At 60.0% G+C, this 13,670-nt stretch carries 10 protein-coding genes; 3 read left to right on the top strand and 7 right to left on the bottom strand.

The window, feature by feature from the left end:
- Positions 1-790: 790 nt before the first annotated feature.
- The 4 genes from tyrS to E4656_RS16845 all read right to left on the bottom strand — a co-directional run bounded on the left by tyrS (position 791) and on the right by E4656_RS16845 (position 3,850).
- Entirely contained in the window at positions 791-1,990 is a 1,200-nt protein-coding gene (gene tyrS / locus E4656_RS16860) for a tyrosine--tRNA ligase (protein ID WP_135484479.1), read from the bottom strand.
- Positions 1,991-2,103: 113 nt separating this feature from the next.
- On the bottom strand, positions 2,104-2,439 hold the full coding sequence (erpA, locus tag E4656_RS16855; RefSeq protein WP_135484478.1) for an iron-sulfur cluster insertion protein ErpA: 336 nt from the start codon (positions 2,437-2,439) through the stop codon (positions 2,104-2,106).
- A gap of 107 nt (positions 2,440-2,546) precedes the next feature.
- Positions 2,547-3,107, bottom strand: coding sequence for a bactofilin family protein (locus E4656_RS16850; RefSeq protein ID WP_135484477.1), 561 nt, complete (start codon positions 3,105-3,107; stop codon positions 2,547-2,549).
- The gene (locus tag E4656_RS16845; protein WP_135484476.1) at positions 3,107-3,850 is read right to left on the bottom strand and encodes a DUF6776 family protein; all 744 of its coding nucleotides are present in this window, start codon (positions 3,848-3,850) and stop codon (positions 3,107-3,109) included. Before E4656_RS16845 ends, E4656_RS16850 begins: the two co-directional genes overlap by 1 nt.
- Before the next feature lie 240 nt (positions 3,851-4,090).
- Between E4656_RS16845 and hemJ the strand changes: the two genes are divergently transcribed.
- Positions 4,091-4,516 (top strand): protoporphyrinogen oxidase HemJ, encoded by a 426-nt coding sequence (gene hemJ, locus E4656_RS16840; RefSeq protein ID WP_135484475.1) that lies wholly within the window; start codon positions 4,091-4,093, stop codon positions 4,514-4,516.
- Between the two features lie 222 nt (positions 4,517-4,738).
- Here the strand turns inward: hemJ and E4656_RS16835 are convergent, their stop codons facing one another.
- Complete coding sequence (locus tag E4656_RS16835; protein ID WP_135484474.1) at positions 4,739-7,429, bottom strand: winged helix-turn-helix domain-containing protein; 2,691 nt, start codon at positions 7,427-7,429, stop codon at positions 4,739-4,741.
- Positions 7,430-7,570: 141 nt separating this feature from the next.
- Here E4656_RS16835 and hemL point away from each other — a divergent pair, with 141 nt between their 5' ends.
- Positions 7,571-8,851 (top strand): glutamate-1-semialdehyde 2,1-aminomutase, encoded by a 1,281-nt coding sequence (hemL, locus tag E4656_RS16830; protein WP_135484473.1) that lies wholly within the window; start codon positions 7,571-7,573, stop codon positions 8,849-8,851.
- A 114-nt stretch (positions 8,852-8,965) separates the two neighbouring features.
- Positions 8,966-10,789: a translational GTPase TypA gene (typA, locus tag E4656_RS16825; protein WP_135484472.1), complete on the top strand. Its 1,824-nt coding sequence runs from the start codon at positions 8,966-8,968 to the stop codon at positions 10,787-10,789.
- Here the strand turns inward: typA and ptsP are convergent, their stop codons facing one another.
- Both ptsP and E4656_RS16815 read right to left on the bottom strand, forming a co-directional pair.
- On the bottom strand, positions 10,790-13,072 hold the full coding sequence (gene ptsP / locus E4656_RS16820; RefSeq protein ID WP_135484471.1) for a phosphoenolpyruvate--protein phosphotransferase: 2,283 nt from the start codon (positions 13,070-13,072) through the stop codon (positions 10,790-10,792). It abuts the gene before it with no gap.
- Positions 13,032-13,568: an RNA pyrophosphohydrolase gene (locus E4656_RS16815; RefSeq protein ID WP_135484470.1), complete on the bottom strand. Its 537-nt coding sequence runs from the start codon at positions 13,566-13,568 to the stop codon at positions 13,032-13,034. The genes ptsP and E4656_RS16815 overlap by 41 nt, the downstream gene beginning before the upstream one ends.
- Between the last annotated feature and the right edge of the window lie 102 nt (positions 13,569-13,670).

The raw sequence follows: 13,670 nt of genomic DNA, 5'->3' as shown, positions 1-13,670 counted from the left end.
AATGAGGCGCAGGCCGAATTTGTAGCGAGCGACACGAGTCGCGATGGCGGCGCCAGCCGCCTTTACGTGGGGGCCTGGGGGCCTGCGGCCCGTTCGGTTTCCAGGGCAATGCCGCCTGATGGCGGGGTACACTGACCGCAGACACGCAAAAAACGTCGTCCATGACAGCTCGACTTCGGCCATCCATGGCCGAAGACGGTCTGCGGCTCAGTGCACCGCCGCCCGGCGGCGGCACCCCTTGAGGCCCTTCTAATAGGGCGGCTGACGCCGCCGGTCGCTCCTGCGCATCCATGCGCCCGCGACATTAGTGCATCCGTGCACGTCAGCGCAGATAAAGCAGCGCCTACAACAGTGCCACCCTGTAGGCGCGTGCCTTGGCCGCGCTAGGCCACGAAGTGGCCCGATAGGCAGGCTGGTGAGTACCAGGCCCGAGCCGCGTCAGCAGCCAAGCGAACCCTTGTGATGCCGCCGGCTATTGCGCCAGCCCACGGAGGATCAGTGGGACAGTTGTCTGAGCGCCCACACGTTGGCGAGACAGGAGTCGCCTGCCGGGTTCATGCACTGTGAGACCGTCTGCGGCCAGGGACGGCCGCGGTCCGAGCTGTCAGGGATGACGTTTTTTGCGTGTCTCACAGGCATGTACCCGAGCATGGCGACGGTCCGAAAGGCACCCCATCGCGGGTTGCTGACCGGTCGGGCCATTGGGCATAAATCTATAATCGCGCACGGGGTGCGCTCCTACGGTGGCACGTATGGTGCGGCCGCCGGGCCGCGCTGGGGCTACTCCAAATCACGTGGTCAGTGTGACCCAGGCGATCTTCTTCTTGCCGGCCTGAATCAGATAGCGGCCGGCAGCGACCTGATGCTGCGCTTCCACTGGCTCCCAGTCGATCTTGACGCGGCCGTTCTGCAGCATGTCGCGCGCCTGTGCCGCATTGGTGGTCAGACCCGCCCGGTTGATGACCGCGGCAATCGGCAGCGTGTCCTGACCGTCCAGCGTGAGCTCCACTTCGGGCGTATCCGCCGGCACCTCACCCTCACGAACCAGGTTACCGGCGCTCTTGTGGGCATTCTCGGCGGCTTCTTCACCATGGAAGCGGGCCACCAGTTCGCGCGCCAGCAGTATCTTGATATCACGGGGGTTGGCGCCGTTCGCGACATCCGCCTGGAACTGCTCCACCTCGGCCATGGGCCGGAAGCTCAGCAATTCAAAATAGCGCCACATCAGATTGTCCGGCATGGACACCAGCTTGTTGAACATGACACCGGGCGCTTCGGTAATGCCGACATAGTTGCCCAGAGACTTGGACATCTTGTTGACGCCATCCAGACCTTCCAGCAGTGGCATCATCAGCACCACCTGCGGCTCCTGGCCCCAGTGACGCTGGAGATCCCGACCCACCAGCAGGTTGAAACGCTGATCGGTACCGCCCAGTTCGACGTCTGCCCTCATGGCCACCGAGTCATAGCCCTGCACCAGCGGATAAAGAAACTCGTGAATGGCAATCGCCTGCTCGCTGCGGAAGCGCTTGTCGAAATCATCCCGCTCCAGCATCCGGGCCACTGAGTACTGGGCCGCCAGCTCGATCATGTCGGTCGCGGTCATGCGGTTCATCCACTCGCTGTTGAACATGACCGTGGTTTTCTCGGCATCGAGAATCTTGAACACCTGCTGCTTGTAGGTTTCGGCATTGCGCATGACCTCTTCCCGGGTCAGCGGCGGACGCGTCGCGCTCTTGCCGGAAGGGTCACCGATCATGCCGGTGAAATCACCAATCAGGAACAGCACCTCGTGCCCGAGATCCTGAAACTGACGCAGCTTGTTGATCAGCACGGTGTGACCCAGGTGCAGGTCCGGCGCTGTCGGGTCAAAGCCCGCCTTGATGCGCAGCGGGCGCCCGCTCTCGAGTTTGGCGACCAGATCTTCTTCCAACAGGATGTCGGACGCGCCCCGCTTGATCAGGGCCAACGATTCTTCAACAGACGGCATGAAAGGACCTTTCCTCTTTTCCCTATGCAGGCAATGGGGACAAAAAACAGCGCGGAAGTATAGCACCAACATCAGCCCGTGGGGACAGGCCGCCCGGAATCAGAGCTTGTGCGTCAGATGCCGAAGGAGGCGCCACAGCCACAGGTCGTGGTAGCCGCCGGGTTGGTAATCAGGAAACGTGCGCCCTGCAGGCCCTCTTCATAATCCACAACCGAGCCCTGCAGGTACTGATAGCTCAGCGCATCCACCAGAAATTCGACACCATTGCGCTCGATCACGGCATCGTCATCGGCCTGCTCTTCATCAAAGGTAAAGCCGTACTGGAAACCGGCACACCCGCCGCCGGTCACAAAGACCCGCAACTTGAGGTACTGGTTGTCTTCCTCTTCCTTGAGCTGCTGAACCTTGGCTGCGGCGGCGTCCGTGACTTCGATTTCGGCTGTCGACATACGGTGTCACCCTGATAGAAACCCGAGCGGGTTATTTGATTATGTGCAGAGTAAAAGATGAGGTCAAACAGGGGCGGTTTCAAGCCGCCCCGATGCGGGGGTCACCCTCAGTTGTTGATCTTGACCGAGCCGGGCGTGCCTTCGGTACCCGTTGCCATGGCAGAGCGCTCGGTGCTGCTGCCAACACCAGGCTTGTTCTTGCTCTCATCGGAAGCAGTCTCCGAGGTCTTCGGTGTCGGGCTGTCACCGGCCGCAGGGGTCTTGTCATCAGAACCGAAGCGGGCCAGCTTGCGCTTGGCGGAACCCTTGTCTTCCTGCTGATGCAGCAGACGACCGTTGACACGGGCACCCATGACCATTTCCATGGTGGCATAGTAGAGATCGCCGTTGACCTCAGCTTTCTTGGCCAGTTCAACATGCTCGAAGGACGTCACATCACCACTGACCTTGCCATTGATGATGACGTGGGGCGCGCGGATCTCGCCTTTCACCACACCCTTGTCGCTGACCCGCACCACAGCACCACTGCCCGGCTCTGCCAGGATATTGCCGGTGACCTGACCATCAATATGCAGCCCACCGGTCAGCTTGATATCACCCACTACCTCCGCCTTGGCGGAAATCAGGGTGGTATCGAAATTACCTACTTTCTTGTCACTACCAAACATCAGATGTCTCCAAGTTCGTCCCAGTCGAGCTCTGCTTCTCTTGTGCCTGCTCGGTTACCGGTGACCTGTGCCACAATTCGTACCTGCTGCGGAATAAATCCTTCAGGAAATGTTATTTCTCCAGTGATGTCCTGGAAGTACCGGTAGCGCAACCGGATATCTACGCGATCAATGTCTGGTGAAACATCCATCAACGTATACACCTCGCGCTCTCCCTGCTCGTTCTCGCCTGTAATATTGACACCAACACTGCCTTCCAGCCAGGTGCCGTCACTGCCAGCGTGTGTCATCATCAGCAGGAAGCGATAGCGATTACCACCCAACGCTTCAACTGAGAACTCATCAATGGCAAGCCCGACCCCATTGTCTTCCGGCGCCATGACCTCGCGATACAGCCGCACTTCCTGCTGCAGTGTCGCGATTTCATCACGCAGGTTTCGATTGGTCCGGCGCACCTGCTCGGCCGCTTCCCGATCCACTTCGGCACCACGCTCGACAATGGTCAGACGCTGCCTGAGCATGGTAACGGACTCCTGTGCTTCTGACAGGGCAGCACGCAGTTCATTCAACTGCGCGCCGGTGACCCGATCATGCTGCAACCCGTCCGTGCGACCATATACAAAGGACCCGACCACGAGCCCTACAATAACTGCCACGGAAGCCAACCGCGCCAGCAACAGGCTCCATGGCCGATGCGGTACGACCACCAAATCATCTATGTGGCTACCGTTCACACGGGCCATATGCAACTCCTGGTTACTTCACAGACCAGCCTTCGGACCCCCTTGTCCGACTGGTCGACAGACCGGCCATGATACTGCTCAAACCGAATGGAGGGAACCTCACCATCGATCGGACAGACAGTGTATCATCACCGACGACAAGCTGTTGGATGCCGGTCACACTTTACGTAACCGTTTGCAGCCTCCATTCTGCGGGCAGGATACGCCGTCCGCCACATAGCCGACACAGGGGAGAACATCATGACTTATCTGTTTCTTAAAGCCTTCCACCTGATTGCGATGGTGGCCTGGTATGCCGGGCTGTTCTATCTCCCGAGGCTCTTTGTATACCATGTTCAGGCAGAAGACCAGATCAGTCGCGAGCGCTTTGAGGTGATGGAGCGGCGTCTGTTCCGCGGCATCATGACACCGGCCATGGTACTGACGCTGCTGCTGGGCATCGCGATGCTGTGGTGGCATCCGTTCTGGCTGCAGACCGGCTGGATGCATGCCAAGCTGGCCCTGGTCGTGCTGCTGGTCATCTACCAGCACGTCTGCCTGTTCCACATGAAGCAGCTCGCACGCGGCACCAACAGGCGCAGCCATGTGTATTTTCGCTGGTTCAACGAAGTGCCCCTGATACCACTGATCGCCATCGTGCTGCTGGCGGTGCTGAAACCGTTCTGACTTGAGGTCGGGCATGCAGGCAAAAAAAAGCCGACCGGGCTTTGAGCCAGGTCGGCGAGAGAGACTACCTATCAACTAGACTGCCCTTGCAGACAAGGACGAGCGCATCCTAAACCGATCGTTCAGGCCTGTGTAGAGTCGCCGGGGGTGTAATTTAATTTCAGAATAAAATTCCACCCCCCGCAAAAACCGAGCTCAAACTGTAACTTTACACCCAAATGGTCAATTGATATCCAGCGACTCACCATGCGCCATGGCATCGCTGCGATTCTTCACACCCAGCTTCTTGTACAGGTTGTTGATGTGCGTCTTGACCGTGGATACGGCAATAAACATGGTACCCGCGATCTCTTCGTTGCTCATCCCGGCCAGAATATGCTTGTAGACCCGCCACTCCTTGCGTGACACCCCGGCCGCGAGCAACACATCGGGGATCTGCTCGCCGCCTGGCTGGTCGACGGTGTTGCGCTGCCGATTCAGCATCAGCAACTGGTCGGCATACTTGGCCACATCCGGCGGAAATACTTCGGTACGCAGCAGGCGCTCCAGTATCGGCATCAGCCACTGGCGCAGAAACAGCCAGCTCGCCACCAGACCCAGGCTGGCCGCCGCCGGCAGCAGGCGCCGCACCTGACGCATGGCCTGTTCATGGTCACCGGCAATATCCGTTACCGCCGCCTTGAGCAGTGACAGCCGCAGTGCCTCCAGCCGGAAGCCCTTGTCATCGGCATGCTGAATGGCCTCCTTGAGCTTGTGCCGGGCGGACCCGAAATCCTCCGTTGCGGCCAGCCCGTAGGCCTCGGCGCGCAGCAGCATGAAATCCTTCACGCTGCGGTACTCTGTGACCTCGGCCCTGGCCTTGAGCCAGGTCTTGATCTTCTTGATATCACCATTCTGCCACCACCATTGCACCTGAACCTCGGTGCTGTAGGGCATCAGCACATCCGCCGTGTATTCCTGGCTGAGAATCTGTTCATGTTCCTGCGCCAGCTCGCGCGCCACCGTCGGCTTGCCCTTGAGCATTTCGCACTTCAGCAGCCAGCCCTGCAGATGCAGTTGCCAGTAGTCGTCCCAGGTCTCGCACAGATTCTGAATGCGATGGATCAACTGTTTGGCTTCCCGCAGGTGGTACTCCTCCAGCGCAATCTCGGCCAGATTGATATAGGCGAACACCACATTGAAACCGTAGCGTACACCCTGCTCACCGGCGTACTCGATGACTTCGCGCGAAAGCCCGGAGGAGCGCACAAAATCACCCCGGCTTTTCCAGATCACGGCCTGCTGGTTCAGTGACCAGAGCACTGCGTCATAGTTCGCTTCCTGGCGACTGAGCAGCTCGCTCTCCTCGTAGATATCCAGCGCGCCGACAATATCACCCTGCTCGAACAGCACATTGGCCAGAATCAGCAACGCGCTCTGCCGACGGGTGCTTTCGTCTTCATAGAGCGACAGGGCCTCCCGGGCATAGGCCTGGGCCTGATCATAGTTCTGCAGGGTGAAGGCGGCCTGGCTGTTGACCGTCAGCATCTCGGCGCGCAGGAAATCCTGCTGCGGCGCCGCCGCGATAAGCGTTCGTGCCCGCTGCAGGAAATCTGCCACCAGCCTGGCGTCCCCGAAGATGGCCTCGACCCAGCAGCGCACCAGCACCAGGTTGGCATCCTCCAGTATTTCCTCTTCCGACAGTTCCGCCAGACAGCGCCGCACCAGGTCGTAATGGGCCTTGTGAATCAGGTCATTGCCATGCTCTTTCAGAATCCGCACCACCTGGTCACGCTGCCCCGACCGGATGGCATGGTCCACGGCTCCGACCACATAGCCCAGGCGCAGAAACACATCACTGGCCCGGCGATGCAGCTGCGGCAGGCTGTCGCTGTGTGCCACCAGCAATTTGTGCTGCAGAAACTCATACAGCAGATGGTGGTAGCGATACCAGTCTCTGGGCTCATTGAACTGCACAATGAAGAGGTGATGCCGTTTCAGATATTCCAGAATTTCGTGCACATTGACATCCGGGCACAGGGCAACCGCAACATCGACATTGAAGCGCTTGACCACTGCGGTATTGAGCAGAAATGTCTTCACATCCGCCGGCAGACCGTCAAACAGTTCGGAGTCAAAATAGTCGATGATGTTGAGGTTCTTCTGACTCAGGCCCTCGCCCAGCGCCGACAGCGACGGGTTGTTCCGCAGCCCCATGACCACCAGTTGCAGCCCCACGGCCCAGCCTTCGATCTGCTCCAGCAACTGGGTGGCCTGATCATCCGGCACTTCGGTATTGGCAATTTCCTGAAAAAAGGCCTTGGTTTCCACCAGGTTGAAAGCCAGCTGATGGGCGTCAATCTCTGCCACCAACCCCTGCAGGCGGAGGCTCATGATATTGGCCGGCGGTTCGGAACGGGTGGTCAGCACCAGCTTGATATGAGGCGGCAGGTGCTTGATGAAGTAGCCCAGGGCGGCGTGGATTTCCTCGCTCTCGATCAGATGGAAATCATCGAGCACGATCATCAGCTCGGTTTCCACCTGGTCGAGCTCGAACAGCAGCTGTCCGACCAGGGAGCGCATGTTGCCACCCGCCGGGTTCTCCGACTGGTTGAGCAACAGATCGCCCAGCTCGACGGCGTGGTTGACAGCCGCAATCAGATAGGCCACAAACGCTTCCGGATCATCGTCCTCCGGGTCCAGCGACAACCAGGCCAGCGCTGTGCCACGATGACGGTCGGCATAGGCATAATAGCCGTAAAGCGCGGCCACGGTTTTGCCAAAGCCTGCCGGAGCCTTCAGAATAATGAGCGGCGATTCGCAGGCTTCAACAAAGATGTCTTCCAGCCGGGTACGATCTATCGTGTTGGCCGGTAATTTCGGTACCGAAATCTTGGATGGGACAATGAAATGTTGTGGGATCATCTCCCCCATGCAACAGCACCTTAATCGATCACGGATTCAACAGAGTCAAGCGAGCCGGACCAGTTTACCATTGTTTCAAGCGCCGGTTGCAACTGAGTCAGCGTACACAGTCGCCCGGCGTCAACAGACTACCCTCAGCAGGAGCGTTTTATGAACCAGTCCAGTGCATTGTTCGAGCAGGCCCAGGTCGTCATACCCGGCGGCGTGAATTCCCCGGTACGGGCCTTCAAGAGCGTGGGTGGCACGCCCGTCTTCTTCAGTCATGGCGAGGGCGCCCGCCTGATCGATGTGGACGGCAAACACTATATCGACTATGTGCTGTCCTTCGGCCCGCTGCTGCTCGGTCACAGCGCCCCGGTGATTCTGGACGCCATTCGCGAACAGCTGGACCGGGCGGTTACCTTCGGCGCCCCCACCGAGCTGGAAATCCGCATGGCACAGAAACTGGTGGAACTGGTGCCCTCCATGGACCAGGTGCGCATGGTCAACTCCGGCACCGAAGCCACCATGTCCGCCATCCGCCTGGCGCGCGGCTATACCGGCCGCGACAAGGTGGTCAAGTTCGAGGGCAACTACCACGGTCACTCCGATGGTCTGCTGGTCAAGGCAGGCAGTGGCGCCCTGACGCTGGGCGAGCCTACCTCGCCGGGGGTGCCGGCCGACTTTGCCCGCCACACCATTACCCTGCCCTACAACGATGCTGCGGCCGTGCGGGCCTGTTTCGATGAGCTCGGTGACGACATCGCCACCGTCATCGTCGAGCCGGTAGCCGGCAACATGAACTGCATCCCCCCGGAGCCCGGCTTTCTGGAAACCCTGCGCGAGCAATGTGACCAGCACGGCAGCGTTCTGATCTTCGACGAGGTCATGAGTGGCTTCCGGGCCGCCCTGGGAGGCGCTCAGGCGCGCTACGGCATCAAGCCGGACCTGACCTGCCTCGGCAAGGTCGTCGGCGGTGGCCTGCCCGTGGGAGCCTTTGGCGGCCGCCGGGACATCATGGCCCAGCTGTCGCCCCTGGGTCCGGTCTATCAGGCCGGCACCCTGTCCGGCAACCCGATCGCCATGGCCGCCGGCCTGGCCATGCTGAACGAAATCAGCAAGCCGGGCTTTCAGGACCGCATCAATACCCAGGCCGAGAAACTGGTCAACGGCATGCAGAAGGCGGCGGACGAGGCCGGCGTGCCATTCACCACCAACCAGGTGGGCAGCATGTTCGGCTTCTTCTTCAGCAGCGACCAGAAGATTTCCCGCTACGAGCAGGTCATGCAGTGTGATGTGGAGCGCTTCAAGCGCTTCTTCCACGGCATGCTGGAGCAGGGGGTCTACCTGGCGCCCTCGGCGTTCGAAGCCGGCTTCATGTCGGTGGCCCATGATGATGCGGTCATCGAGGAAACTCTGCACGCCGCACGCAAGACCTTCTCCCGCCTCTGAAACACGCAAATCGCGGGTAACGACTGTTGTTACCCGCGATTTTGCGGTTATTCATTGAGCAATGGCAGGGAATCAGTACAATGCCGGTGCCTCTAGAAACAGGAACCCACGCTTGTGATTGATAACCTTCGTAACATCGCCATCATCGCCCACGTCGACCATGGCAAGACTACCCTGGTCGACAGACTGCTGCAGCAGTCCGGCACCCTGGGTCGAAAAGACCTCACCGCCGAACGCGTGATGGACTCCAATGACCAGGAGAAAGAGCGTGGGATTACCATCCTGGCCAAGAACACAGCCATCGAATGGAACGGCTACCGCATCAATATAGTGGACACGCCCGGACACGCCGACTTCGGCGGTGAAGTGGAGCGCGTCATGTCCATGGTCGACTCCGTGCTGCTGCTGGTTGATGCGCTCGACGGCCCCATGCCGCAGACCCGCTTCGTCACCCAGAAAGCCTTCGAACAGGGCCTGCAGCCCATCGTGGTCATCAACAAGGTGGACCGCCCCGGGGCGCGGCCGGACTGGGTGGTTGACCAGGTCTTCGACCTGTTCGACAACCTCGGCGCCACCGAAGAGCAACTCGACTTCCCGGTGATCTATGCCTCGGCGCTGAACGGTGTCGCCGGCATGGACCATGAACAGCTGGCCGACGACATGACGCCCCTGTTCGAGATCATTGTCGACCGCGTGAAGTCACCCGATGTGGATGCCGACGGCCCCTTCCAGATGCAGATCTCGGCGCTGGACTACAACAGCTATGTCGGCGTCATCGGCATCGGCCGCATCACCCGCGGCAAGATCGTCCCCAACTCGCCGATCAAGGCGGTCAGCAAGGACGGCAAGGTGCGCAATGGCCGCATTCTGCAGGTCATGGGCCACCATGGTCTGGAGCGCGTCGAGGTCGACCAGGCCGAGGCCGGCGACATCATCTGCGTCACCGGCATGGAATCACTGTTCATCTCCGACACCCTGTGTCATCCGGACCAGCCGGAGGCACTGCCCCCGCTGACCGTCGACGAGCCGACCGTGTCCATGACCTTCCAGGTCAACGACTCTCCCTTTGCCGGCCGTGACGGCAAATACGTGACCAGCCGCAATATCCGCGAACGCCTGGAGCGTGAACTGCTCAGCAACGTGGCCCTGCGGGTGGAACCCGGCGACAGCGCAGAGAAATTCAAGGTCTCCGGGCGCGGCGAGCTGCACCTGTCGGTGCTGATCGAGACCATGCGCCGTGAAGGCTATGAACTGGGTGTGTCACGCCCCGAAGTCGTGATCCGGGAAGACGAAAACGGCAAGAAGACCGAACCCTACGAACAGGTTGTGGTCGATGTCGAAGAGCAGCACCAGGGCTCGGTGATGGAAGAACTGGGCAATCGACGGGCCGACCTGCAGAACATGGTCCCGGATGGCAAGGGCCGTATCCGCATGGACTTCATCATGCCGGCGCGTGGCCTGATCGGCTTCCGCTCCCTGTTCATGACACTGACCTCGGGCTCCGGCATTCTGACCAGCATCTTTGATCACTATGGTCCGTTGCAGGCCGAACTCGGCGGCAGCCGCCAGAACGGTGTGCTGGTATCCATGGTATCCGGCAAGTCACTGGCCTATGCCCTGTTCACGCTGCAGGAGCGCGGTCGCCTGTTTATCGGTCCCAACGAGGAAGTCTACGAAGGCATGGTGGTCGGACAGAACAGCCGCGACAATGATTTGGTGGTCAACCCGACCAAGGCCAAGCAACTGACCAATGTGCGCGCCTCCGGCAAGGATGATGCCCTGCTGCTGACCCCGCCGGTACGCATGACACTGGAACAGGCACTCGAGTTCATCGACGATGATGAACTGGTGGAAGTGACGCCGAACCAGATCCGGCTGCGCAAGAAGATGCTGCTGGAGAGTGATCGTCGGCGCGCCAGTCGCGCCGCCAAGGGCTGATCAGCTCCAGCGGTCACGATTGAACGTCACGCTGGCCAGGCTGACGTTCGCATCGCGCAGCGCCAGATCTATGGTGCTCTTGATCACCATGGGGTCCTCCAGGCGGAGGACCTCATCGAGCAGATCCCTGGCCCAGCTCATCTCGATTTCCCGAAACACCGACTTGACCTGCAGCAGGCTGGCACTGTTCATCGACAGGCTGTCATAGCCCATGGCCGCCAGCAGCACGGCACCGGCCGGATCACCGGCCATCTCCCCACAGATCGACACTGGTGTACCGACTTCATGGGCGGTATCCACAATGTATTTCAGCGCCTGCAGCACGGCCGGATGATAGCTGCTGTACAGTGCTGCCACGCGCGGATTGTTGCGATCCACCGCCAGCAGATACTGAGTCAGGTCATTGGACCCGACCGACAGGAAGTCGACCCGGGAAGCATAGGCGGCGGTCTGATAGACGGTAGCCGGCACCTCGATCATCATCCCCAGTTCCGGCATCGAGACCGGAATGCCCTCTTCCTGCAGCTCGAACACCGCCCGGTATATCAGGTGCAGGGCCTCGTCGAGCTCACTGATGCTGCTGATCATGGGCAGCATGATGCGCAGATTGTCCAACCCCAGGCTGGCCCGTAGCATGGCCCTGATCTGCACCAGGAAAATTTCCGGGTGATCCAGGGTCACCCGGATCCCCCGCCAGCCCAGAAAGGGGTTTTCCTCCTCTATCGGGAAGTAGGGCAAAGCCTTGTCACCGCCAATATCGAGTGTGCGCATGGTGACCGGACGCGGCGAGAAGATCTCCATCTGGCTGCGGTAGATTTCGGTCTGCTCGGCCTCGGTGGGAAAGCGGTCCTTCATCATGAAGGCCACTTCGGTACGGTACAGCCCCACACCTTCTGCCCCACGGTCCAGCGACCGGTAGACATCAGTCAGCAGGCCGGTATTGACCTGCAGCACCACGGCCTGACCGTCCAGCGTGATACAGGGCAGATCTTTCTGCGTTTCAAGCTCTTCCGCAAAGGCCTTTTCTTCCTGCTCGATTTCGCGGAAATGCTCCAGCAGATCATCAGACAGATTGACATACACATGGCCGCGGTAGCCGTCCACCACCAGCTGCTGCCCTTCCACCTGCCGATACGGCAGGTCGACCAGCCCCATCACGGTGGGAATACCCATGGCCCTGGCCAGAATGGCGATATGCGAGTTGGCCGAACCCTGAATGGAGATAATGCCGGCGAGATGCTCCTCATCCACCTCGCCCAGAATGGCGGGGGTCAGATCTTCACCAATGATGATGGCCCGGTCCGGCAGTTCATGCGGTTCGGTTTCTTCCGATTGCAGATAGGACAGCACGCGCCGTCCGAGATCGCGGATGTCAGCCGCGCGCTCGCGCAGGTAGACATCCTCCATCTGGGAGAAGTGCCTGGAATAACCGCGAATCACCTGGGCCAGTGCACCTTCGGCCCACTCCCCACCTTCGATCAGACGCCTGACCTCTGAGCCCAGGGCGCGGTCATCCAGCATATTCAGATAGACATCGAACAGGGCCTGTTCTTCCGGCCTGAGTTCACCCGCCAGCTTTTCGCCAGCCCGACGAATATCCCCCTTGACCGAGTCCAGTGCGGTCTGCAAACGGCCCAACTCGGCTTCGATATCGGTCGCCCGTCGGGACGGGATCTCCTCCAGATCAGCCGGTGGTGTCACCAGCACGGCGGTGCCAATGGCCACACCATTGGCCCCGGCCACCCCCTTGAAGCGGATATCGCGCTGAGTAATGCCGGACACCACACCATTGATGTCCTGTCCGGAGGCCTCCGCATGGGCGATGACGCTGGCCAACTGGGCCGACACCGTGACCAGGAAGGCTTCCTCGCTCTCATCAAAGCGGCGCTTCTCGTGCCGCTGCGCTGTAATGACGCCCAGCAGACGTTTCTGATGAATGATGGGGGCCGCCAGAAAGGCGTTGAACGGATCCTCGCCCACGGTCGGCATATAGTGAAACGCCGGATGGTTGTGGGCATCCTCGATATTGATCGGCTCTTCCCGTTTACCGACCAGGGCAATGATGCCCTCGTTGGTACCCAGACTGACCTGACCTACCTGGTCCTTGTTCAGACCCTCGGTGGCCATCAGCACATAGCGCCGACTGCTTTCATCAAAGAGGTAGACCGAACAGACCTGCGCGTCCATCGCATCCCGGACACGCACAACGATGAGTTCCAGCGCCTCGGACAGGTCCCGGGCACTAGTAACTTCCTGTACGATCCGCTTGAGCGTGGTCAGCATGTTGAATTGATTGTCCTTGTAGGGCTTTGGTCAGCCGGGGAGCAAGTTCGGTCAGCGCCTGCCGATAGACCTGCTTTTTGAAAGGCACGACATGGGCCAGCGGATACCAGTAGCTGACCCATTGCCAGCCATCGAATTCCGGGGTGTCGGAATGGTCCAGCGCCACCCGGGAGTCATCCCCCCGCATGCGCAGCAGAAACCACTTCTGTTTCTGGCCGATGCAGACCGGCATGCGCCGCTGCCGCACCATCCGTCTCGGCAGCCGATATTTCAGCCAGCCGCACGTGCAGGCAATGATATCAACATCCTCTCGGCCCAGGCCGATTTCCTCACGCAACTCACGGTACATGGCGTCAAGCGGCGTTTCTCTGGAGCCAATGCCGCCCTGCGGGAACTGCCAGGCATCCTGCCCGATGCGCCGCGCCCACAATACCTGGCCTGCATCATTGGCCAGAATGATACCGACGTTCGGACGATACCCATCAACGTCGATCATAATCTATTACCCGCCTTCAGCGTCTCTGGAATGATTGTTCCACAAAGTTTGCGAGCATGGCAACCGAACGACGGGTGCTCAGCCCCTCTGATCATGCGATAA

The organism is Natronospirillum operosum, assembly GCF_004768465.1.
GTDB lineage: Bacteria > Pseudomonadota > Gammaproteobacteria > Pseudomonadales > Natronospirillaceae > Natronospirillum > Natronospirillum operosum.
This window is presented reverse-complemented; position numbering and strand designations above follow the sequence as displayed.